At 52.7% G+C, this 22,141-nt stretch carries 20 protein-coding genes and 1 other annotated feature; of the genes, 5 read left to right on the forward strand and 15 right to left on the reverse strand.

Annotated features, from left to right (window positions below; all coding sequences use genetic code 11):
• Nucleotides 1-289: 289 nt before the first annotated feature.
• The 4 genes from DQG23_RS07075 (at nt 290) to DQG23_RS07090 (ending at nt 5,079) form a co-directional block, all read left to right on the forward strand.
• A complete protein-coding gene (locus DQG23_RS07075; RefSeq protein WP_113030127.1) occupies nt 290-1,051 on the forward strand; it encodes an IclR family transcriptional regulator in 762 nt (253 codons plus the stop codon).
• 76 nt (nt 1,052-1,127) lie between these two features.
• Nucleotides 1,128-1,901, forward strand: coding sequence for an SDR family NAD(P)-dependent oxidoreductase (locus tag DQG23_RS07080; protein WP_113030460.1), 774 nt, complete (start codon nt 1,128-1,130; stop codon nt 1,899-1,901).
• A gap of 174 nt (nt 1,902-2,075) precedes the next feature.
• Nucleotides 2,076-2,975 (forward strand): fumarylacetoacetate hydrolase family protein, encoded by a 900-nt coding sequence (locus DQG23_RS07085; RefSeq protein ID WP_113030128.1) that lies wholly within the window; start codon nt 2,076-2,078, stop codon nt 2,973-2,975.
• A 145-nt stretch (nt 2,976-3,120) separates the two neighbouring features.
• Nucleotides 3,121-5,079, forward strand: a complete 1,959-nt coding sequence (locus DQG23_RS07090) for a terpene cyclase/mutase family protein (protein WP_113030129.1) — start codon at nt 3,121-3,123, stop codon at nt 5,077-5,079.
• A gap of 68 nt (nt 5,080-5,147) precedes the next feature.
• Here the strand turns inward: DQG23_RS07090 and DQG23_RS07095 are convergent, their stop codons facing one another.
• The 5 genes from DQG23_RS07095 to DQG23_RS07115 all read right to left on the reverse strand — a co-directional run bounded on the left by DQG23_RS07095 (nt 5,148) and on the right by DQG23_RS07115 (nt 11,120).
• Nucleotides 5,148-5,789: an RpnC/YadD family protein gene (locus DQG23_RS07095; RefSeq protein ID WP_113030130.1), complete on the reverse strand. Its 642-nt coding sequence runs from the start codon at nt 5,787-5,789 to the stop codon at nt 5,148-5,150.
• A gap of 50 nt (nt 5,790-5,839) precedes the next feature.
• The gene (locus DQG23_RS07100) at nt 5,840-8,392 is read right to left on the reverse strand and encodes a DNA internalization-related competence protein ComEC/Rec2 (RefSeq protein ID WP_113030131.1); all 2,553 of its coding nucleotides are present in this window, start codon (nt 8,390-8,392) and stop codon (nt 5,840-5,842) included.
• 194 nt (nt 8,393-8,586) lie between these two features.
• The gene (locus tag DQG23_RS07105; protein WP_113030132.1) at nt 8,587-9,099 is read right to left on the reverse strand and encodes a deoxycytidylate deaminase; all 513 of its coding nucleotides are present in this window, start codon (nt 9,097-9,099) and stop codon (nt 8,587-8,589) included.
• A 12-nt stretch (nt 9,100-9,111) separates the two neighbouring features.
• Nucleotides 9,112-10,404, reverse strand: a complete 1,293-nt coding sequence (locus DQG23_RS07110; protein WP_113030133.1) for a homocysteine synthase — start codon at nt 10,402-10,404, stop codon at nt 9,112-9,114.
• A gap of 110 nt (nt 10,405-10,514) precedes the next feature.
• A complete protein-coding gene (locus DQG23_RS07115) occupies nt 10,515-11,120 on the reverse strand; it encodes a ComEA family DNA-binding protein (protein ID WP_158560339.1) in 606 nt (201 codons plus the stop codon).
• A gap of 495 nt (nt 11,121-11,615) precedes the next feature.
• On the opposite strand from DQG23_RS07115, the gene comER reads away from it, so the two are divergent.
• A complete protein-coding gene (gene comER, locus DQG23_RS07120; RefSeq protein ID WP_113030135.1) occupies nt 11,616-12,434 on the forward strand; it encodes a late competence protein ComER in 819 nt (272 codons plus the stop codon).
• Between the two features lie 182 nt (nt 12,435-12,616).
• On the opposite strand, the gene leuS is transcribed toward comER, so the two are convergent.
• From leuS to DQG23_RS07170, 10 genes are all read right to left on the reverse strand, one after another.
• Nucleotides 12,617-15,067: a leucine--tRNA ligase gene (gene leuS, locus DQG23_RS07125; RefSeq protein WP_113030136.1), complete on the reverse strand. Its 2,451-nt coding sequence runs from the start codon at nt 15,065-15,067 to the stop codon at nt 12,617-12,619.
• Nucleotides 15,068-15,198: 131 nt separating this feature from the next.
• Nucleotides 15,199-15,442: a binding site (T-box leader), on the reverse strand.
• Nucleotides 15,443-15,555: 113 nt separating this feature from the next.
• On the reverse strand, nt 15,556-16,365 hold the full coding sequence (locus DQG23_RS07130; RefSeq protein ID WP_113030137.1) for a class I SAM-dependent DNA methyltransferase: 810 nt from the start codon (nt 16,363-16,365) through the stop codon (nt 15,556-15,558).
• A 38-nt stretch (nt 16,366-16,403) separates the two neighbouring features.
• On the reverse strand, nt 16,404-17,288 hold the full coding sequence (locus DQG23_RS07135; protein ID WP_113030138.1) for a CvfB family protein: 885 nt from the start codon (nt 17,286-17,288) through the stop codon (nt 16,404-16,406).
• Nucleotides 17,285-17,626: a ribosome silencing factor gene (gene rsfS, locus DQG23_RS07140; protein ID WP_420330217.1), complete on the reverse strand. Its 342-nt coding sequence runs from the start codon at nt 17,624-17,626 to the stop codon at nt 17,285-17,287. The genes DQG23_RS07135 and rsfS overlap by 4 nt, the downstream gene beginning before the upstream one ends.
• A gap of 154 nt (nt 17,627-17,780) precedes the next feature.
• Nucleotides 17,781-18,350, reverse strand: coding sequence for a bis(5'-nucleosyl)-tetraphosphatase (symmetrical) YqeK (gene yqeK / locus DQG23_RS07145; protein ID WP_113030140.1), 570 nt, complete (start codon nt 18,348-18,350; stop codon nt 17,781-17,783).
• Nucleotides 18,340-18,927 (reverse strand): nicotinate-nucleotide adenylyltransferase, encoded by a 588-nt coding sequence (locus DQG23_RS07150; protein WP_113030141.1) that lies wholly within the window; start codon nt 18,925-18,927, stop codon nt 18,340-18,342. The genes yqeK and DQG23_RS07150 overlap by 11 nt, the downstream gene beginning before the upstream one ends.
• A 97-nt stretch (nt 18,928-19,024) precedes the next feature.
• Entirely contained in the window at nt 19,025-19,315 is a 291-nt protein-coding gene (yhbY, locus tag DQG23_RS07155; protein WP_113030142.1) for a ribosome assembly RNA-binding protein YhbY, read from the reverse strand.
• Between the two features lie 28 nt (nt 19,316-19,343).
• Entirely contained in the window at nt 19,344-20,189 is an 846-nt protein-coding gene (gene aroE / locus DQG23_RS07160) for a shikimate dehydrogenase (protein WP_113030143.1), read from the reverse strand.
• A gap of 74 nt (nt 20,190-20,263) precedes the next feature.
• Nucleotides 20,264-21,385, reverse strand: coding sequence for a ribosome biogenesis GTPase YqeH (yqeH, locus tag DQG23_RS07165; protein WP_113030144.1), 1,122 nt, complete (start codon nt 21,383-21,385; stop codon nt 20,264-20,266).
• Between the two features lie 51 nt (nt 21,386-21,436).
• Nucleotides 21,437-21,931, reverse strand: a complete 495-nt coding sequence (locus DQG23_RS07170) for a YqeG family HAD IIIA-type phosphatase (RefSeq protein WP_192894557.1) — start codon at nt 21,929-21,931, stop codon at nt 21,437-21,439.
• Nucleotides 21,932-22,141: the final 210 nt, after the last annotated feature.

Raw genomic sequence — 22,141 nt, forward strand, 5'->3', positions numbered from 1 at the left:
GTGTATTCGAATGGATTCGATTTATGGACCATATGTTTTTTTGCCTAATGAAAGGACATGCTTTATGTGCGGCTTTATGTAGATAGTTTCATTCGATTCCACCATCTCCTATGGTAGCAAAAAAAGGGGCTTTCGACCATATCAGGCATCTATAATGGGTAATATTTCAACGCATATTTTTTGCAAAGCCGCATTATTGACCGAAACGATTCTTTCATGCTACCATAAGCTTAGCATTTATTAAACCGAGTTTATTATAATAAACCAACAATTGCGAAAGGAGGGTTACATGGATAGAAAATACTGGGTCCCCGCCCTGGAGCGAGCCGATGCGGTGCTGCAGGCCATTGCCGACGAACCGTCGCGGCTGAGATTGATCGAGCTTTCCAAAAAATTAAACATAAACAAAAGCACGATGTTCAGCTTGCTGCATACGCTCGAAACGCTGCACTGGGTCGTGCGCGACAAGGCGGATACGTACAGCTTAGGCCCGGTATTCGCCAGGTTCGGCAGCTCTTATTTTCAGCAGTACAGCCTGGTCGAACACTTCCAGAAGGAAGCAGCCTCTTCCATGCGCGAAATCGGCGAAACGATTCAGATGGGCCGACTTGACGGACGAGACGTCTTTTATTTGGCCAAGATGGACGCTCCGTCCCCCGTTCGGATCGCCTCCGATCCGGGGATGCGTTTTCCCGCCCATGCGACAGGCCTCGGCAAAGCGCTTCTCGCTTGCTTGAGTAACGCCGAGCTTGACGCCCTTTACGGCGGAGACGAGCCGTTTCGGCAAATTACTCCGTACAGTCTGCCGGACTATCCGTCGCTGCTTACGGAGCTCGATGAAGTTCGCCGCAATGGCTACGCTTACGATTTGCAGGAATCGGTCATCGGTTTCTGCTGCGTAGCCGCCCCTATCCTCGATAGCGACGGCAAAGCGAAAGCGGCTGTCAGCTTTTCGATGCCGCAGCATTTATGGGAATTTAAGAAAGATGCGGCGCGAACGGAAATTTGCGCTCTCGCAGCCAAGCTTTCTTTATCGAACAACCGGAGCTAGAAATCGTTTGGGGAAAAGGTAATCCATGCTTTTAAAAAAACGCTTCCGCAAGGAAGCCAAGAGGAGCGAAACGCCCATGAGACTTCAAGATAAAGTGATTTTGATTACCGGCTCCGGATCCGGTATCGGCAAAAGCACGGCGCTGCTGTTCGCCAAAGAAGGCGCGACCGTTATCGTCAACGATTTGCAGCTGGATAAAGGCGAGGAAACCGCCGAGGAAATTCGCTCCGCAGGAGGAAAAGCGCTGTTCCTTCCGGCGGACGTTACGAAGCCCGACTCCGTCAAACCGATGGTCGACCGCATTATTGCCGAATACGGACGGATCGACGTCTTGTTCAACAATGCCGGAATCAGCGGCGTCGGGGCTCTGCATGAGATTGAGCCCGAGCAGTGGGACAAAGTCGTAAACGTCAATATCCGCGGCGTATATGTGCCTTCCAAATACGTGTTGCCGCATATGATGGAAGCCCGCCAAGGCTCGATCATCAATATGTCGTCATGCGTCGCTGAAATCGGCTTGGCGCGCCGCGCCTTGTACGCTGCAACGAAAGGCGCCGTCTTGTCGTTGACGAAATCGATGCAGGTCGATTACGCCGAATATGGCATCCGCGTCAATGCGCTGCTGCCGGGAACGATTTTGACACCTTTCGTAGAGAACTATTTGCGTACGGGTTACGACGATCCCGAGAAAGCGATCGCTTCGATCAAAACCCGTCAGCTGAGCGGCGATCTCGGCCGTCCGGAGGATGTAGCGAAAGCTGCGCTGTTCCTCGCTTCCGACGATTCGAAATTCATGATGGGCTCGCCGCTTTATATCGACGGCGGCGTAACGTTCGGTAAAAACGCATAGACTTCTTCAATCCGCAGGTTGTATGGCTTGACATCGATATCCATTTTCGCAACAATCGAATAAGGGATTAAGCGGTCTCGCCGGCGTTGCCGAACCGAACGGCGTTGATCCTGCTCTTTTCAGAGCTCCAAAACTTCAACTATCATTTTATTCTTAATCGGGAGGAATCTTACTATGAAACTTTTAACTTTTATTCGCGACGGCCAGAACGCTCTCGGCGTCAAAACCGAGCAAGGCGTCGTTGACATCGCCGCAGCCGTATCCGCGGGTTTTGGACCGCAAGGCACGCCTACTGACGTTATGGACGTTATCAGCGGAGGACAATCCGCTGTTGCCGCCTTGCAGCAGACCGTCGATCAAGCGATCGCTTCCGACAAGCAAGAGCTGATTCTCGACGAATCGAACATTACGTTCGGACCAAGCGTTACGAAGCCGAGCAAAATCATTTGCGTCGGCTTGAACTACCGCAAGCACGCCGAAGAAACGAAAGCGGAGATCCCTACGACTCCGATTTTATTCAATAAATTCAGCAACACGCTGACCGGTCACGGCCACGATATCCCGCTGCCGCGGACTTCCCAGCAAGTCGACTATGAAGTCGAGCTGACGATCGTCATGGGCAAAAAAGCGAAATACGTATCGCGCGAAGACGCGCTTTCGCACGTTTTCGGCTACAGCACGGTAAACGACGTTTCCGCACGCGATCTGCAGCTGCGCACGCAGCAATGGCTGCTCGGCAAAAGCTGCGACAGCTTCAGCCCGCTCGGACCTTATCTTGTTTCCGCCGATGAAGTCGGCAACCCGAACGATCTTCAGCTTACTTGTATCGTGAACGGCGAAGAACGCCAAAACTCGAACACATCGGACATGATTTTCCACTGTGACGAGATCGTCAGCTACATTTCGCAGCATATGACGCTGGAGCCGGGCGATATCATTTTGACGGGGACACCTTTCGGCGTAATTCTCGGATACCCGAAAGATCAGCGCGTGTACTTGAAAGACGGCGATATCGTTACCGTAGAAGTGGAAAAGCTTGGTGCTTGCACGAACCGTTTCGTAAACGAAGCGTAAACGTATACTTGCAAAAAACGGCTGAGAAGGTCAACTCCTTCTCAGCTGTTTTTTTGTACCTGAAATCCGCAGCATTAACCTTTCCCCATGCTCACGAATACAACATAGATAGGCGGCATTACTAAATGGCAAGGGAATGTAAGCGATGAATCCATTACCTCACGTCGATCGCGCAATCGCGAATTTGTCCGAAAAGCTGCTGGAGGCGCAATCGCCGGACGGCGCTTTTCGTTTTTGTTTGGAAGGCGGGCCTATGACCGATGCGAATCTTATTATTCTTCTTCGCTCGTTAGAGCTTGAAGAGGAAGCGCTCATTGCAAGGCTAGCCGACAGACTGCTTGCTATCCAGCGTCCCGACGGCTCTTGGCGGCTCTATGAGGATGAACGCAAAGCGGCGGGCAGCCTATCCTCTACCGTCGAGGCGTACAACGGGCTGTTATTTTCCAAGCGCATAGAGAAAACGGATCCGCGCATGGAAGCTGCCAAACGATTCATTTTATCGGCAGGCGGACTGGAAAGGGTCAACTTGTTTACCAATGTCACGCTTTACTTAACCGGTCAAAAACCATGGACGAATCTGATCGGTCTCCCTCTGGAAATCGTGCTGCTGCCCGTTTCGTTCCCGGTTAATTTATTCGACCTTTTCGCCGCGGCCCGCGTGCATATGATCCCCATTCTTGTCGCCCAAACGCTCCGTTACACGCATAAGCTTCCCTATACGCCGGATTTGTCCGACCTATACGCCGATCCGGCTGCAGGAAAGGCGCCCGGCGAGACGACTTCGTGGTCGGATATTTGGGCCTATTCGTTGAATGATACAGCCAGAACCGATTATCGCGGATTACAAGACATCATATTTCGGCTGCTGAAACAGATTTACCATTGGCCGGCGAACTTGAAAGCGGAAGCTTTGAAGCAAGCCGAACGATTCATGCTGGAACGGATCGAGCCGGACGGCTCCCTATTCAGCTACGCCTCATCAACTTTCCTAATGATTTTTGCCCTGCTTGCGCTCGGCTACGATAAGCGGCATCCGATCATCGTTAAGGCGGTATCTTCGATGAAGCGAATGGAGTGCAACGCTACGGACGCAGCGGTCGGTACGCACGCTCAAATCTTCACATCCGAAATATGGGATACGGCGCTTTCCAGTCACGCTTTGCAGGAAGCCGGCTTAACTCCCTCGCATCCGTCCGTCCAGACAACCGGCCAATATTTGCTAAGAGAGCAGCAGACAAGATACGGCGACTGGCGCATTCATAACCCGACTGAGCCGGGAGGATGGGGTTTTTCCGAAAACAACACCCGTATACCCGACGTCGATGATACGACCGCCGCTTTGCGGGCGATATCCCGTTTGCGCATGCAGCGGCATACCGAGTACAAGGAGGCATGGAACAAAGGGCTGAATTGGCTTCTTTCCATGCAAAATGACGACGGGGGCTGGGCCGCATTCGAGAAAAACACCGACAGCAAGCTGCTCGCTTTTCTTTCGGTTCCGCATGCGCGTGAAATCTTAGTCGAGCCTTCTACAGCGGACTTAACTGGGAGGACGCTCGAGTTTTTGGGAAACACGGCCGGCCTGAAGAAAAACGTATCGCTCGTTCGCAAAGGCGTAAAATGGCTCCTGGACAATCAAGAGCAGGACGGCTCGTGGTACGGCCGCTGGGGTGTTTGCTATATATATGGCACATGGGCTGCCGTTACGGGACTGGCAGCGGCCGGCCTCCCTTCCGACCACCCCGCCATGCGAAAAGCTGCCAAGTGGCTGCTCGGCATCCAGCGGCCGGATGGCGGCTTCGGCGAATCTTGCGCTAGCGATCTGCACAGGCATTACATCCCGCTTGATGCCGGCACGCCGTCGCAAACGGCATGGGCGCTGGATGCGCTGGTAGCCCTGAACATGAAGCGCATACCGGAAATCGATAAGGCTGCATATTTTTTAACGCAGGAGGGAAATGGAAAGGATTGGGCCGAAACGTATCCGACCGGAGCGGCTTTGCCCGGAGGCTATTACATTCGTTACCATAGCTACGGGTTAATTTGGCCTTTACTTGCTTTAAGCCATTACAAGGAGCGGTACGGGGCAGATCAAGTTCGATAAGCGGAGATACGGCTGTTGAAAGAAAAACAGGAAGAATCGCCGCGATGACGATTCTTCCTGTCCGTAGGTTATGGATTGGCAAGCTTGCGGACATCGACGATCGGCATGTCAACCGTCTTCGCCACATCCTCAGGCGAAAATCCTTTATCAAGCAGCTTTCTGATAATCTCTTCCCTGCCTTTTTCTATTCCTTCTTCTATTCCTTTTTCATATCCCCAACGCTGCCAAGCCGGCATAAGCTCCATTAACCTCTCCCCCTCCTCAGGATATTGTTCTCGAAGCAGCTTCATTACGGCTTCTTCTTCCCCTTCACTGGGCTTAAAATACAAATCCGCTACTGACATGATGAGCGCCATTCGCGCATTATCCAAGGTTGCCTGCAAACGTAACAGCATGCGCAAGTAAGCAATCCGAACTTCTCGTCTCTCCTTCTTATTATAGTCCATTTTGACGAGCAGCGCAGCAGCCACCGGATTATCCGAGCCGATAAACGCACGCCAATGCTTCGAGCGAAGCTCGACCGTTAAAAATTGAAAGCGGAGTATGTCATGTTCCGGAATAACCATTGTCAACGTATCCGTTTCTTCTTTTAAATCGTCCGATGTAAAGATAAATTCTTTGAAAAACGTCTGCAGCAGCTTTTTAAATGCTTCGTCATGATTCGTTGCCGTTTTTTCGGCCGATTTGTTCCTGCCTCGCTTTTCCCGCATAACGAACTTTCCTTTCCTTCGCTAAGCATCCCTCATGCTTCGCCATCGTTCTAATTGCCGTTCAGCTTGGTCAGTACGCGCAAGGTATCGTTCTTAACAATCATTTGCACCTCGCCGTGTTTGTCCGTTCTCAGCAGCTGCGAGTTTTGCGCAATAATTCTGTCGACTACCTCCGCTGCGGGGTGGCGATAAATGTTGGATACCCCGACGGAGATGACGGCCAGCTTGGGACGCCAAACGGACAGCCATTCCTCTGTCGTTGACGTTTTGCTGCCATGATGGGCCACTTTTAGCACGTCCACATCTTGAAGCGCATTCCCCGAATCGTCTTCACGCATTAAAGTCAGAAGATCTTCCTCCTCCTGCTTCTCCATATCGCCGGTCATTAAAAAGCGGAAGCCGCTCATCGAGAGCATAAAAACAAGCGATGCATTGTTTTGATTGCTTTGTTCCCTTATCTCTTCCTCGCCGCCATCAGTCGGATACAGAAATTGTAGTTCCGTATCTCCGCCCAGTCGAAGCCTGTCGCCGCGATTTGCGGCCAACAGCGGAATCCGTTTATTCATGGCGGTTTGAAGCAGCTTGACCGTTCCGGCATTGCGTTTATAAGTGCCGTTAAACACAATTTGCTTGACGGGGATTTGTTCGAGCACCGCCTGCAAGCCGCCGATATGATCGGCATCCTGATGCGTCATGATCAACGTATCGATTTGATGAACGCCCCTCTTTTTTAGAAGCGGAACCAGCAGCTTATCTCCCACTTCAAAAGGATTGCCGCGCTCCTTCCACTCGTCGCCTTGTTTGCGAAACCATACCGTACCTCCTCCGTCTATCAGCACGTTGCGATCATCCGGCGTGCGGACCCATATCGCGTCTCCTTGACCGACATCGATGAAGCTGACGATACCGGATCGGTCCCAGCGGTCCGGACTATAGCCGTAAACAAGCAAGGCTGCTGCAGTCATTCCATAAAGAGGAATGGCAAGCTTCGGAAGCCAGCCGCCGCTGTTTTCCAGCATAAGTTTCGCTTCAATAAGCTTTTGCGAGCGCCGTCTGCGAACAATCGCGGCAATAAGCAGCCAAATCGCCAAGTACCAGCCAATTATCCACCATATCGAAGGAGTCGGCCAAATTAGGTGAAAGCGGCTCAGGCGGTCAAGCATGTCGACCATCGAAGCATTTATACGGTTTAACCAAACGACCGGCCACGCCAGCCATTTGCCAAGAGTGATCGAAAGCTCGCCTGCCAGAAGCGCGCCGGAGCCAAGCGGGGTTACGACGAAGCTGACAACGGGCACCAACACCATGTTCGCAATCCAGGAAATCAGCGAGAACTGATTGAAGTAATACACCGAAAGCGGAAACGATACCGCCTGCGAAACGATTGTAACAGCTACGGTGCTTTTCAGCATGCTGCTGCGGATCGGCAGCAATTCGGAGACAACCGGAACGGCTACGATCAAACCAAGCGTTACGAGAAAGGATAGTTGAAAACCGACATCCACCAAATAGTAAGGGTTAAAAATCAGCATCCCTAAACCGACGATGCAGACGAGATGAAGTCCGTCCTTGAGCCATTGCCTGCGGGCGGCATACAAAGCCAGCATGGCCATTATCCCGGCCCGAATGACGGAAGGCGAACCTCCGGTAATCAGCACGTAAAACGGGATCAGCCATAGGGCGACGAGCAGCCCGGTTTCTTTCGTCGCCCCCGCCGTTCGGGCAATCCAAAGAATAACGGAGACGAACACCGCTACATGAAGGCCGGAAATCGCCAGCAAATGCGTCAAGCCGAGTCTGGAAAACTGTTGAAATTCGTATGGATCCATATCGACCCGCAAGCCGATTAGCAAACTTTTCATGTAACCGCCCTGCTCGCCCGGAAATAATCGGTCCGCGGTATTCCCTAAACGATTCCGCAACCGGTCATTTTCCCGCAAAAGCGTTACCCAGTCCCAGCCTTTTCTTTCCGAGACGCCGATCTGCTCCGTACCTTTGGCTGAAACGACTGCGTGTATGCGTTGAGTATGCAAATACTTGCGATAGTCAAAGCCGCCGAAATTGCGCGCCGAAGAAGGCAGCTTCAGCTCCCCCGACATCGAAACCTCGTCGCCTCTTTGCCAGCCGTTTGCGATGAGTTGTTCGTCTTGTTCCAGCAGTCTGACGGTAACCTGGACGTTTTCATTGATGTTCCTTTCCTTTTGCTCCCCGTCGAATTGCGCGCTCGATACCTTCAATACAAACGACACCTTGTCGCCGTCAACGGAAACGGCGGAAGTTATTCGTCCGTTCAAGCGAACCGCCGTTCCTTCCGCTGCGCTTTGCGCCTCATGCCCGGATAACAGCTCGCTAACATTATGCTGCTCCGTCCATTGATAGTAGCAAAATGCCGCCAGCGCGACCGGAACGACATACGCGGCATGCCGCCAAGGCAGGCGAAAAATAACGAACACCGCCGCCGTCACAAGAACGGCAATAAATACGCGCACCGTTTGGACGGATTCGAGGGGCAGTCGCACTGCAACCGCATACCCGAATACCCAAGCCCAGCAATAAACGACGATCGGCTTTAGCAGCATAAAACGCTCCGATCCGATCAACATCTCATCCCCTTTAGCACACTAAACCGATTTTCCTGAAATCAAGGATAAAGATCCATTCCCCTTCAGCTCGTAGACTCTAAGGAAAATTTGGTCTTGCGAAACGCTTTTTCGAATACATGCTTGCCGTAAAAACGAAAAAGAACCTCTTCCTTCCTTTCGGAATGAAGAGGTTCTTCCTCGAATCTGTGCGGTCGTTAATTCATGACGTCGGTCAAAATACCGGCTGGAGGCACGTACGCCTCAAGCCTTCTTAGCACGATGCCGCAATCGGTCATCAGCGCGTTTACTTTATCGCTGTCCTTAGGGTAAGCGCGATGATAAACGATTTCTTTAATACCGCTGTTGGCCAGCATATTGGCGCAAGTCCAGCACGGCTGATCGGTCACGTATACCGAGGAGCCTTCGCGGTCGCTGCGGTCGGTAAACAGCAGCAGATTCTGCTCGGCATGAATGGTTCGGATGCAGCGCTGCTTGCGAACCATTTGTTCGTTTCCGTCCACAAGCTTCACTTCGAACTCCTCCACCAGCATACATCCGGCTTCGGAGCAATCCTGAACGCCCATGGGCGCACCGTTGTAGGCCGTGCCAAGCAGCTTCTTGCCCTGCACGAGAACCGCTCCGACGCGCCTTCGCGAGCATTGCGAACGGGTCGAAGCCATGTAGGCGATGTCCATGAAATACGTATCCCAATCTTTACGTCCCGTCATTTTCGCACCTGCTTACTGTTGGCTCGCCGCAATCGCTTGATCGAGATCCGCGATAATATCTTCGATGCCTTCCGTGCCGATAGACAAACGGATCATGCCTGGCGATACGCCGGCTGCCGCCTGCTCCTGCTCGTTTAACTGTTGATGCGTCGTGCTTGCTGGGTGGATGATCAGCGACTTCGAGTCGCCTACGTTAGCCAAGTGTGAGAAAAGAGTCACCGCTTCGATCAGCTTGCGGCCGGCTTCGATACCGCCTTTAATGCCGAACGTCATAATCGCGCCTTGGCCTTTCGGCATATATTTCTGCGCCAGCTTATGCGACGGATGGCTAGGCAATCCGCAGTAGCTGACCCATTCGACGGCTTGATGGCCTTCAAGGTACTGCGCAACCTTAAGCGCATTGGAGCTGTGGCGTTCCATCCGCAAGTGCAGCGTCTCCAGACCTTGCAAAAGCTGGAACGAGTTAAACGGCGAGATGGCCGCTCCCATATCGCGAAGAAGCTGAACGCGAGCTTTAATAATGTAAGCGATCGGTCCTACCGCATCGGCATATACGACGCCGTGATAGCTAGGGTCCGGCTCGGTCAAGCCGGGGAATTTGCCGCTTCCCTTCCAGTCGAACGTACCGCCGTCCACAATGACGCCGCCGATCGACGTTCCGTGTCCGCCGATAAATTTCGTTGCCGAGTGTACGACGATATCCGCGCCGTGTTCGATCGGACGGAGCAGGTAAGGGCTAGGAAACGTATTGTCGACGATAAGCGGAATTCCGTTCTCGTGAGCGATCTTTGCAACCGCTTCGACGTCGAGCACATCGCCTCTCGGATTGCCGATCGACTCTGCATACAGGGCTTTGGTGTTGGGCGTAATCGCTTTGCGGAAATTTTCCGGGTCGCTCGGATCGACGAAATGAACGTTGATGCCGATTTTCGGCAGCGTCGTCGAAAACAGGTTGTACGTACCGCCGTAAAGGCTTGCAGCGGAAACGATATCGTCACCTGCTCCTGCGATGTTTAGAATCGAATATGTAATGGCGGCTTGCCCCGAAGCTGTCGCAAGAGCCGCCGCTCCGCCTTCGAGTGCGGCAACCCGCTTCTCGAACACGTCCGTAGTCGGATTCATCAAACGGGTATAAATATTTCCGAATTCCTTAAGCGCAAACAAATTGGCTGCGTGTTCCGTATCGCGGAACCCGTAGGAAGTCGTTTGGTAAAGCGGCACGGCTCTCGAGAGCGTCGTTGGATCGATTTCTTGACCGGCATGTACGGCAAGCGTATCAAGGGATAGTTTCCGTTGTTCGGACATATAGATTAGGCCTCCTCAGTTTTCATGAACATAACGTCTTTGTTTTCGCAGACTGGGTATATTTTCTCATATTTCCATTCGAATTAAAAGTGCTGATTCGACAAGCCCCGTCATGGAGACGAAACGGCGATCAAATCCTTCAGCGCCTCATATGTTTTATCGCCGATTCCTTTCACCTTCGTAATTTCTTTGGCCGTCCGGAACCCTCCCGTTTGTTCCCGGTATGCGATAATTGCTTTCGCCTTACTCTCCCCTATTCCGGGCAGCTTTACAAGTTGCTGTATGGTTGCCGAATTCAAATCGATTTGCCGGCTCCCGTTTGGTGCACCTTTTGACGACGTCGGCGATGATGACGCTTCTGGAGCGCCGCCGGCAGGAATGTCCGCCGTTTCGTTCTGCCTGCTTGCATCCTCCTCGCTATTCGCCCCGCCCTGCATCACGTCCGGAACATTCCCCTCCGTTTCGTCTACCGGCCGCTTTTCCTTCGGCTCCGAACCGCCTGCTGCACCTGGAGGCGCTGCAGCCTGCGTCTCCGGCGTCTTCGCGGGAGAGCTTACCGGCTCCTGCAGCTTAAGCACCGCCTCTAACTGACCATTCGCCCGCTGCATCCCGACAGCAACGGAATCCTCGTCACTCATCCGCGCAAAAAAGACCCCCGCGCCTGCCAATATGCCGATTAAGCCGATGACCAACCACTTTACCTTTGCTGATATCATTCCGGTGCCTCCTTCGATTCCAGACATTTCGCAAGCAATTCCGACACGTTTACATTTGCAGCCGGACAAATACCGGTATCTTTGACGCTGGCGTTTGCCCGAGCTTACTAGCCGCTTTCACGAAAATCCTTTCCGATAAACCAAGGATAATTGCCAGCCGGCATCTGAAACGATGGCATTTATCGTAGGATTATCGCCGTTTCCAAGAATACGCATTCCGATATACTAAACAAAAAAACGCCTTTACCCGCGATAGTATTCGCGAGTAAAGGCGGTGCTTCCGCTATCGATATTGTATTGGCTGGTTTCTACTATACCTTGTCTGCACGAACCTTGCAAGCCGCATCATGAAATTATTTGCAAACCGTGCACAATTCACCGCCCCTTCTAGCATGAAAACGCATGAAGGCGAAGCATAGCGAATATACATTATGAAGCGAGGCACGCCGCTGCCGCCTTGGCCGGTTGTTTGTTCGATTTCGGGGAGGGATTCACATGAAATTTGGGTTTATAGGTACCGGCAGTATGGGAAGTATCCTCATAGAATCGCTGATTCGCTCGGGAGCGCTGCTTCCGCAGCAAATCGTGGCGAGCAACCGGACGGCAAGCAAAGCGGAACGGCTGGCGCAGCTCCATCCCGGTCTTCAAGCCGCTAACACGAACGTAGATGTTGCCCGGCAATGCAGCGTCATTTTTTTATGCATCAAGCCGGCCGAATTTAAGAACGTTATCGACGAAATCAAGGATCACACAACCGCTTCCCAAATAGCCGTCTCCATAACTAGTCCCGTTCTGATCCGCCATTTGGAGGATCGGCTCCCTTGCAAAATCGCCAAGATCATCCCGAGCATCACCAACTTTGTGAAGTGCGGACCTACGATTTGCATGTATGGCAGCAGACTCTCCGATGACGAAATCGAGCAGCTCGAATCGCTGCTGGCCCGCTTTAGCCGGCCGATCAGGGTTTCCGAGCAATATACGCGGATTACCTCGGACATCTCCAGCTGCGGACCCGCTTTTTTTGCCAATCTTCTGCAAAGCTTCATTGCCGCAGCCGTTCAGGAGACCGGTATACCGGAGGACCAGGCGACGATTCTCGCATGTGAAATGCTGCTTGGCACGGGCAAGCTGTTAACTACCGGCGGATTCAATCCGGAATCGCTCCAGCAGCGCGTAGCCGTCCCCGGAGGCATTACGGCCGAGGGCTTGAAATTGATGGATGAAGAGCTTCACGGCATTTTCAACCGGCTTTTTCGCATTACGCATGCCAAATACGAGGAGGATGTCGACAAGGCCTCTTCATCCTTGAGCTGATTTCAGAGCAGCAGCTGCAGACCGGCCGAAAACATTTATATCGAGGCATCGGATGAATCGGCACCTTATTTTCCTGGCAACGTTTCGATCGGGTGAAGTCGAAACAACGCAAGTTGCCGGATGCTTAATCTTTGGACAGGCTAAAGCCGGCGGGAACTCCCGCCGGCTCTCTTTTATGCCGATTATCCGACAACTAAATTAACGAGCTTGCCCTTGACGGCGATCACCTTGCGGACCGATTTGCCCGCCATCGCATCCTTCACCTTGTCGAGCGATTGCGCCATCTCCTGCATGGACGCTTCGTCCATGTCCGCCGGGATCGATACCCGTTCGATAATTTTTCCGTTCACCTGTACGACGATTTCAACTTCGTTATCGACCGTCCAAGCTTCGTCGAACAACGGCCACGGCTCATAGCTTACGCCTTCCGTTTCGCCGAGACGCTCCCACAGCTCTTCCGCGATATGCGGAGCGGTAGGCGACAGCATCTGCACGAATTGCTTCATGGCCGAACGCGGCAGCTTCTCGGTTTTGTACGCTTCGTTGACGAAAATCATCATCTGACTGATCGCCGTATTGAAACGCAGCGCCTCGTAGTCCTCGGTCACTTTCTTGATCGTTTTATGCAAAGTTTTTTTGAAGGCGTCGCTAGTTTGCGATTCGTCGTCTACAATTTTAGCGCTCAAAGCGCCGTCTTCGTTGACGAACAACCGCCACACCCGGCTCAAAAACCGGAATGCGCCTTCTACGCCGTTTACATTCCAAGGCTTGGTCGCTTCAAGCGGCCCCATGAACATTTCGTACATGCGCAGCGTATCGGCTCCGTACTCGTTCACGATTTCGTCGGGGTTAATGACGTTTCCGCGCGATTTGCTCATTTTCTCATTGTTTTCGCCGAGTATCATGCCTTGGTTGACGAGCTTGTAGAACGGCTCCTTCGTCGCAACGACACCCAAATCGTACAACACTTTATGCCAGAACCTTGCATACAGCAAGTGAAGCACCGCATGCTCGGCTCCCCCGATGTACAAATCGACCGGCAGCCATTCCTTTTGCTTCTCCGGCGAACACAGCTGCTCGTCGTTGTGCGGATCGATGAAGCGCAAATAGTACCAGCAGCTTCCAGCCCATTGCGGCATCGTATTCGTTTCGCGGCGGGCTTTCATCCCTGTTTCCGGATCGATCGTATTGACCCAATCCTCAACGGTTGCCAGCGGCGATTCGCCGGTGCCGGAAGGCGTGATGTGCTCCACATCCGGAAGCAGCAGCGGGAGCTCGCTTTCCGGAACGGTTTTCATGGTGCCGTCCTCAAGATGGAGAATCGGAATCGGCTCGCCCCAGTAGCGCTGACGGCTGAACAGCCAATCCCGGAGACGATACGTCACCTTGCCTTGACCTTTGCCGCCGCTTTCCAGCCATTCGATCATCGCGGCAATCGCCTGTTCATTGGTAAGCCCGTTCAAGAAATCCGAATTGACGTGTTCCCCGTCGCCTGCGTAAGCGGCTTCCGCCAAATTTCCGCCGCTTACGACTTCGATGATCGGAAGATCGAACTGCTTGGCGAAAGCATAATCGCGCTCGTCATGACCCGGAACGGCCATAATGGCGCCGGTGCCGTAGCCGGCCAGAACATAGTCCGCAATCCAGATCGGCGTCTTCGCGCCATTCACCGGATTTATCGCATAAGCGCCCGTAAAGACGCCTGTTTTATCCTTCGCGAGATCGGTGCGCTCGAGATCGCTTTTTCGTGCAGCTTTGTCTTGATAGTCGTCGACAGCAGCCTTCCGGTCCGCAGTCGTAATCACCTTCACCAAATCATGCTCCGGCGCCAAAACGCAGTAGGTCGCGCCGAACAACGTGTCCGGACGCGTTGTAAATACGGTTAACGAAGCGTCCTCGTGGCCGTCGATCGCGAACTTCACCTCTGCGCCTTTGGATTTGCCGATCCAGTTGCGCTGCATATCTTTAATGCTTTCCGACCAGTCCAGCTCTTCGAGATCTTCCAGCAGCCGTTCCGCATACGCCGTAATCTTCAGCATCCACTGCCGCATCGGCTTGCGGATGACCGGATGTCCGCCCCGCTCGCTCAAGCCGTCAATGACTTCCTCGTTCGCAAGTACCGTCCCCAGAGCCGGACACCAGTTGACCGGCACTTCGTCGACATAAGCCAGTCCTTTATTGTACAGCTGGATAAAAATCCACTGCGTCCATTTGTAGTAATCCGGGTCGGTCGTGCTGAATTCGCGGTCCCAATCGTACGAGAAGCCGAGCGATTTGATTTGACGGCGGAAATTATCGATATTTTCAACCGTGATATCTCTCGGATGACGACCGGTTTGCAAGGCGTACTGCTCGGCGGGCAGACCGAACGCATCCCAGCCCATCGGATGAAGCACGTTGAAGCCGCGCATCCTTTTGAACCGCGAAACGATGTCCGTCGCCGTATAGCCCTCCGGATGACCGACGTGAAGCCCTGCTCCCGAAGGATACGGAAACATATCCAAAGCGTAAAACTTCGGTTTTCCGGCATCCTCTCTTACCTTGAACGATTTATTCTCGTCCCAGTGCCGCTGCCATTTGGGCTCGATCGCGGCCGGTTGATACCCTTGCTGCTCTTTGCTTTCCTGCGCCATATTACTTCCTCCTAAATTGACCCCCGAAGCTGCTTTTACTTCCTTTGGCTTGCAAAACCAAAACGCCTTTAAGGGGAATGCTGAAAATAAAATTAAGTTAATCAAAAAAACCTCCGTCCACTAGCGCAAAGGCTAGGGACGAGAGGTTAAATTCCCGTGGTACCACCCTAGTTGACAGGAACGAAAATCCACGCTCTTGCCCACTTGTACGCCCTTAACGCAGGCATAACGATCAGGTTACGGCCGCAAGAAGCGATTCCCGTTCACCGTCTGGCTCGAAGGCGAGTTCGCAACGCTCATCTACCGGCTTGCACCGACCGCACCGGCTCTCTGCAAAATGAGTTCGAAGCTACTACTCCTCGTCACTGCCTTTCAATATTCAAACATTTCCTTTGATTATAGGGAAAAATAGCGTTTGCTGTCAAGCAGGCAGCGCGTTCCATGCCTTACTCGGGCATTTTTATCATTTTATTGCCGGTTATGATCTTCTAAACATCCTTGACGGCTGCAAAAAAAATGCGCTGCGTCTGCCCGTTTGGCTCGTCCCAGCCGAAATCGGCATAACAGGAAACGGCTGTAAATCCCGCTTCAAGCAGCTTCCCCTTCACCCACTCCTCCGAGTATGCCCGTTGGATGTGGCATTCCTCAAATCGGCGAAAACGGCCCGCCGAAGCCCGATCCGGATGTGAAGCGTTCGCTTTCTCTCCTGCAGATTCCATCAAAGTCTCGCTTACGAAAAATGTGATTTGATGCTCGATTTCAGATCTGAGATCATCCCATTCGCTTGTCCATATGTATGCGATCTCTTCTTCGTCGAGAATAAAGGGTTGGGATTCCGCGTAAGCGTGAAGCTGGTAAGGCGTATGCATATCAAAAACAAATATGCCCTTCGGGTTCAGCGACTCGAACGTTTGACGGAAGGTACGGATCAAATCGCGCTCTTCCAGCAAATAGTTCAAGCAATCGCAGAACGAGACGACAGCGTCCACAGGAGACGGCAGCTTCCAGTATCTCATATCCTGCTTGAGCCAAGCCGGAGCATTCTTGCCGGTAAGGCTTTCGGCTTCGCTTTTTTGCCGGGCTACGGAAAGCATATCTTCCGATATGTCGATGCCGGTTACCTGATAGCCTTGCCTCGCCAGCGGGATGGCGATCGTGCCCGTCCCGCAGCCGAGATCGACAATTGTCACAGGCTTGCCGAATCTCCGCCAGCATTCGTCCGCAAAACGAAGCCATTCGGCATAAGGCATATCCGCCATCAGCCTGTCGTAGATGGATGCAAATTGCCGGTAAGCCATCGTTCGCAGCGTCCTTTCCTTGTCGCATTCATGCCGGACTACTCATCTTGCTTCTTCAAATACGTCCAGTTTTCTTTTTGCTCGATCAGGCCGTCCTTCATGAGCTTCCCTAGCGCCCTTTTAAAGGCTCCTTTACTCATATTGAACTTGGCCGTCACGATATCGGACGGAGTTGCGTCGGAATACGGCATCGAGCCGTTCGGTCTTTCCCGCAAGTAAGCCATGATGACGTCCGCATCTTCTCCCTGGCTGACATGCTTAGGCGCGCGCATCGATAAATTGACTCTTCCGTCCTCGCGTACGAAAGCGACACGGACCTTGATTTCCTCACCTACCCGCGGCAATCCGACCCGCTCCGTCGCATGAACCATGCCAAGCGCGCCAAAACCGAGCACGCCCCCGTCGACCACGACAAACGTTCCGACCTGAAGCGATTTGTAAACGCGGGCGGAGCGCCATTCGTTCTGCCATGCTGTCGGCGCATGAAACACCAGAGGAGCAAGCTCCGGCTCTCCCGCCAGTCTCGCAATCAGTCTGCCCTGTTTGTCATGCGTCATTACCGCGTATACGGAGTCGCCGACCTGGGGCCGCAATTGTTTAAGCTCCGGCTGTTCTTTGTAGGGCAAAAGCAGCTCGCGCCCGAGACCCATATCGAGAAAGGCGCCGAAACGCGGATGAAGATCGGCGACGCGCAGCAGCGCTGTCTGACCGAGCTCGAGAAGCGGCTTGCGCATCGTTGCGGCAAGTCTGTCTTCCGTATCGTAATACAGGAAAACATTCGGCTTATCGCCCACTTTCACGCTGCCCACGATTTCCGTATAATGCAGCAGAACATCCTGGCTGCCGTCGGTCACAAAGTACCCGTAGGGCGAAACTTCTCTTGCGATCTCAAGCGACACGGTCGTTCCCGCCGTCATCGTCATACGGTTTCGACCACTTTCGCGTCGGACCAAAGCCGTTCGAGGTTGTAATATTCACGCTCGTCGCGATGAAATACGTGAGCGATAACGTCGCCCAAATCGACCAGCACCCAGCGCGCCGTGTCCATCCCTTCCAGCCCGCGGACGCGAACGCCGTGTTCCTCCGCTTTTTTACGGATTTCGGTTGCGATCGCTTGCACTTGCGTTTCCGAATTACCGTGTACGATTACGAAATAATCGGCGATCAGTGAGATCCCTTGCAAATCAAGCGCGACCGGGTTCATGCCTTTTTTGTCTTCGGCAGCGCCGAAAACCATTTTCATCAATTTTTCAGGTGTCATATTCAAAAACAGCTTCCTCCCTCTATTTCCCCACAAAGTGATGTTAACCTTCGAAGCTTAATCCGAGTAATTTGCGGGGAGCCCCAAATAATTTTACCCACATCGCGAAGAGAAGCTTCGCAGCTTAGTCCTGCCGCTTTGCGGGTCTTCGCATTCATTTCCCTTTTAGCTCGTCCAGCAGCGCGTTTCGCGCCAGTAACGTCATTGGATATACTTTTTGCCCTTTTCCGAGCAAATATGAAATCGTCGAATCGAATCCGGCGACAAGCGCCTTCTCTATGCTCGTTTCGGCCAGACGGCGAAGCAGCCCGACCTCCGGAAAATCTCTGCCGGGCTCGATATAATCGGCAAGGCAAACGATTTTGTCCAGCAGCGTCATCCCTACGCGCCCCGATGTATGGTAACGGATCGCGTCAAGTATTTCGGCATCGTCGATGCCGAATTTTTTACGGACGAGTATGGCGGCCGCGGGCGCATGCAACAGGGCTTTATCGTAATCGAGCAGATCGCCGAGCTCGCCGTGCTCGATCAACACTTCCTTTTGCTTGTCGACCGGCCAATACTTGCAATAGTCGTGCAGCAAAGCGGCAAGCTCCGCCTTATCCGCATCCGCTCCGTATTGCCGAGCAAGCAAAACCGAGCTCTCCATCACGCCTACCGTGTGCTCCCAGCGTTTTGCCGGCATTTGTGAACGTACTTCTTCCATCATCGCCTTACGATCCATATAGCCCATTCCTCTCTATATACGCCCTTACCGGCTCGGGAACCAAATACCTGATCGTCCGCCCTTCCCGCTTGCGCTTCCGGATTTCCGTCGACGAAATATCGACCGGAGTCATCGACACCAGCGTTACACGCTTTCGCAAATTGTCGGGCAGAAGCTCCGGCTGCAGATCGTAACCGGGCCGCTGCAGGCCGATAAAGCCGATTTGCCTGGCAAGCGCATCGATATGATGCCAATTCGGCAAAAACATGACCATGTCCGCTCCGATAATATAAGAAAAGGACACGTCGGGATGCATGCCGCCAAGCGCCGCCATCGTCTCCGACGTATACGAGGTGCCGCCGAGCGTCAGCTCGATATCGGTCGTCCGAAAAGAAGGATGCCCTTCAATTGCCAATCGAACCATTGCGAGCCGATCGGATGGCGACGCTTTAGGCGCATTCGTTTTATGAGGCGGCACATTCGAGGGCATAAACCAAACCTCATCCAGTCCCGCCCCCGCACGCGCTTCTTCCGCCGCTATCAAATGACCAAGATGGATCGGATCGAACGTGCCGCCCATGATGCCGACCTTCATACGCACCCTCCCCTTTCGACTCCGACGGTAGCTCGCCGCAATAAGGCTGGAGCTTCACAACATCCGGAAATATCATACATTGCCGCTTATAACGGCTTTAGGGCAATTCTATTTTTTTATTGTCCTTGGATTCTTTATAAAGCACGATCGTTTTTCCGATAACTTGCACGAGCTCCGCTCCGGAACGGTCCGCCAGCTCCTCTGCGATTTCGTTGCGGTCGTCGTCATTATTATTCAATACCGAAATTTTAATAAGCTCGCGAACTTCAATCGCATCTTCAATATGCTTGATCAAATGATCGTTGACCCCGCCTTTTCCTACCTGAAAAATCGGCGTCAAATGATGAGCTTGCGAGCGGAGATACCGCTTTTGTTTACCTGTAAGCATTAGCATTCCTCTATTCTTCGTGTTGTGATTAGGCCATCGAATTCAAAACGGCTTCCCTCATAGCTTCGACGGGAGCGGACTTTCCCGTCCAATATTCGAACGCGTAAGCGCCCTGATAAATAAACATCCCGAGCCCGCTGTGCGTAACGGCGCCTTTTTGCTTCGCTTCCCGCAGCAGCCTCGTTTCCATCGGCGTATAAATAATATCGCTCACGACCAGTCCTTCATGAAACCATGACGTATCGATGGGCACCTCGTTTATGTTCGGATGCATCCCGACAGGCGTATTGTTGACGACGATATCGACCTGCTCCTTGATCGCTTCGATGCCGTCAAAACCGATTCCTGCCGATTCCGTATAAGCCGACGTGTAGGAAGCCAAATCCTTCGCCCGTTCGACGGTACGATTCGCGAACCAAATCATGGAAGCGCCGTCCTTGGCCAGCGCATACGCTACGCCGCGGGACGCTCCGCCCGCACCCAGCATAAGCACCTTTTTGCCGGACAAAGACAAGCCGGTTTCTTCCTTCAAGGAACGGATATAGCCGATTCCGTCGGTATTGTAGCCGATCAGTCTGCCTCCGTCGTTCACTACCGTGTTGACCGCACCGATGCTGCGCGCGCCTTCGTCGATTTCGTCCATATAAGACATCACTTCTTCTTTATGCGGAATCGTTACGTTCACGCCGCGAAACTGCAGGGCGCGAATGCCGTTTATCGCGTCCTTGAGCGTACCCGGCTGAATGTGAAAAGCCGCGTATGCCGCATTTATCCCCGCTTCCGCAAACGCCCGGTTCAGCATGAGCGGCGATTTGGAATGGCGTACCGGATCGCCGAAAACGCCGTACAAAATCGTATGGCTGTTTATTTGCATGTCGTTTCCCCCTATGACATTGCCCTCAATTTGTAGTGAAATTTATTCTTTTTTCAGGGTGCAGGAAATGATTTTTAGATCAATGAAGTGCGCACCGCAATTTTGACGCCTTTGGGCACATGCACTTCAATGTCGGCTCCCGCTTCCCCGTTAACTTTGATCCAGCCCAGTCCCGAAATCAAAATGTCGGTGCGGCTTCCCTTGGCCACGCGAACCGGATAACGCGTAAACGGCGGCAGCGCGTCTATTTTATCCGATGAAGGAGGCTGCAGGAGCTCCCCTCGGTGTTCCTCGTACAGCTTGTCCGCATTGTCCAGCTTTGTCCGATGAATCGCGATCGCATTCGACATGTAGCAGGTGAACGACTGGCGCTCGCCCTTTACAAAATCGAAACGCGCCAGCGCTCCGAAGAAGAGCGTTTGTTTTTCGTTCAATTGATAAACCATCGGCTTTAGTGGCTTATCCGGAAGCACATAGCGCAAATCCGCCTTATCCACCAGCTCGGTTAGACGATGCTTGTAAACGATGCCCGGCGTATCGATGATCGATTTGCCGTCGTCGAGCGGAATTTTGATCAGATCCAGCGTCGTTCCGGGATACGACGAGGTCGTCAGCTCGCCCTCCAGATCGCTGAAATCGCGGATCAGATTGTTGATGAGCGTCGATTTGCCTACATTCGTCGCGCCTACGACGTAGATGTCGCGGCCTTTGCGCTGTTCTTCGACCATGCGGAGCAGCCTGTCGAAGCCGATATTTTTTTTCGCGCTGACGAGGACGATGCCTTCCGTTTTCAAGCCGTTTTCCTTGGCCTGCTTCTGCACCCAGTTATGGAGCTTGTTCCAATTCGTTACTTTCGGAAGCAAATCGATTTTATTGACCACGAGCAGTACCGGATTATTCCCGATAAAACGCTGCAGGCCGCCGATCAGACTCCCTTCGAAATCGAACAGGTCGACGATATGGATCACAAGGCTTTTCGTATGGCCGATCGAGCCCAGCATACGCAGAAAATCATCCTGATTAAGCGTCGCGCTAGACATTTCATTGTAATGCTTGATGCGAAAACAACGCTGGCAAATAACCGGAATTTTCTGCAGCGCTTGCTCCGGCACATAGCCGAGCTTTAGCGGATCCTCCATTTGCAGCTTGACGCCGCAGCCTTCGCAATGCAATATTTCTTCTTCGAGTAAAGGCATAGCTCCTCCTAGTTACGTTTCATTTACATGCAACGTCGAAAAACCGCGCGTTCATTTTTTCATGAACGTTAGTGCGGCTTTTTCGATCGTACGGTTTATTTTCGTAAAGAAACCTTCGTCCTTCAAAGCGATCGGCTGAACCATAATCGTAAAGAGCCCCATCCTGTTGCCGCCGAGCACATCCGTCAGCATCTGGTCTCCGACCACCGCCGTCTGATTCGGCGCTAACCCCATCATGCCCATCGCTTTGCGGAATGCGATATTCATCGGCTTTCTGGCGCTATAGATGAACGGAATCGTAAGCGGCTCGGCAAATTTGCTAACGCGCTCCTTGCTGTTGTTCGATACGATAACAACCTGAAATCCCGCTTCCCTCACACCGCTCAGCCATTTGATCAGCTCGGGCGTGGCGACGGGCTCTTTGGCTCCGACTAGCGTATTGTCCAAATCGGTAATGACTCCCCGGATTCCCGCCTTCCGCAGCGCGTTCAAATCTATATCATATACCGTTTTCGCCTGCATGCGCGGCACTAGCTTATTGATCAACCGTTTCACCCCGGCATTTGCCAATAATATTAGACAAACTATACCACACAAATCCTTTTTCTTGCAAAGCAATACCTGCGGGGGCGTTTTCGTATATCAATTGCCGTAAGCGGCACAATAAGGAAATGATACGCAAGGATAAACGGCTGCACATGCATGGAATCGATATAAGTCTAATGATTTGAAAAATAACCTGCAATCGGACAGGGA

The sequence above is a fragment of the Paenibacillus contaminans genome (assembly GCF_003285015.1).
In the GTDB taxonomy this organism is placed as follows: Bacteria; Bacillota; Bacilli; order Paenibacillales; family NBRC-103111; genus Paenibacillus_V; species Paenibacillus_V contaminans.

What these genes read in the sequence shown, in the direction of transcription:
- yqeH (WP_113030144.1), bottom strand. Translation starts at nt 21,385, where the DNA reads ATGCCTTTACTCGAAGAAGAAATATTGCATTGCGAAGGCTGCGGCGTC.
- DQG23_RS07115 (WP_158560339.1), bottom strand. Translation starts at nt 11,120, where the DNA reads ATGATATCAGCAAAGGTAAAGTGGTTGGTCATCGGCTTAATCGGCATA.
- DQG23_RS07100 (WP_113030131.1), bottom strand. Translation starts at nt 8,392, where the DNA reads ATGTTGATCGGATCGGAGCGTTTTATGCTGCTAAAGCCGATCGTCGTT.
- DQG23_RS07135 (WP_113030138.1), bottom strand. Translation starts at nt 17,288, where the DNA reads ATGACGATGACGGCGGGAACGACCGTGTCGCTTGAGATCGCAAGAGAA.
- leuS (WP_113030136.1), bottom strand. Translation starts at nt 15,067, where the DNA reads ATGGCGCAGGAAAGCAAAGAGCAGCAAGGGTATCAACCGGCCGCGATC.
- comER (WP_113030135.1), top strand. Translation starts at nt 11,616, where the DNA reads ATGAAATTTGGGTTTATAGGTACCGGCAGTATGGGAAGTATCCTCATA.
- DQG23_RS07090 (WP_113030129.1), top strand. Translation starts at nt 3,121, where the DNA reads ATGAATCCATTACCTCACGTCGATCGCGCAATCGCGAATTTGTCCGAA.
- aroE (WP_113030143.1), bottom strand. Translation starts at nt 20,189, where the DNA reads ATGCAAATAAACAGCCATACGATTTTGTACGGCGTTTTCGGCGATCCG.
- yqeK (WP_113030140.1), bottom strand. Translation starts at nt 18,350, where the DNA reads ATGGATCGTAAGGCGATGATGGAAGAAGTACGTTCACAAATGCCGGCA.
- yhbY (WP_113030142.1), bottom strand. Translation starts at nt 19,315, where the DNA reads ATGCTTACAGGTAAACAAAAGCGGTATCTCCGCTCGCAAGCTCATCAT.
- rsfS (WP_420330217.1), bottom strand. Translation starts at nt 17,626, where the DNA reads ATGACACCTGAAAAATTGATGAAAATGGTTTTCGGCGCTGCCGAAGAC.
- DQG23_RS07075 (WP_113030127.1), top strand. Translation starts at nt 290, where the DNA reads ATGGATAGAAAATACTGGGTCCCCGCCCTGGAGCGAGCCGATGCGGTG.
- DQG23_RS07130 (WP_113030137.1), bottom strand. Translation starts at nt 16,365, where the DNA reads ATGGCTTACCGGCAATTTGCATCCATCTACGACAGGCTGATGGCGGAT.
- DQG23_RS07105 (WP_113030132.1), bottom strand. Translation starts at nt 9,099, where the DNA reads ATGACGGGACGTAAAGATTGGGATACGTATTTCATGGACATCGCCTAC.
- DQG23_RS07095 (WP_113030130.1), bottom strand. Translation starts at nt 5,789, where the DNA reads ATGCGGGAAAAGCGAGGCAGGAACAAATCGGCCGAAAAAACGGCAACG.
- DQG23_RS07085 (WP_113030128.1), top strand. Translation starts at nt 2,076, where the DNA reads ATGAAACTTTTAACTTTTATTCGCGACGGCCAGAACGCTCTCGGCGTC.
- DQG23_RS07150 (WP_113030141.1), bottom strand. Translation starts at nt 18,927, where the DNA reads ATGAAGGTCGGCATCATGGGCGGCACGTTCGATCCGATCCATCTTGGT.
- DQG23_RS07080 (WP_113030460.1), top strand. Translation starts at nt 1,128, where the DNA reads ATGAGACTTCAAGATAAAGTGATTTTGATTACCGGCTCCGGATCCGGT.
- DQG23_RS07110 (WP_113030133.1), bottom strand. Translation starts at nt 10,404, where the DNA reads ATGTCCGAACAACGGAAACTATCCCTTGATACGCTTGCCGTACATGCC.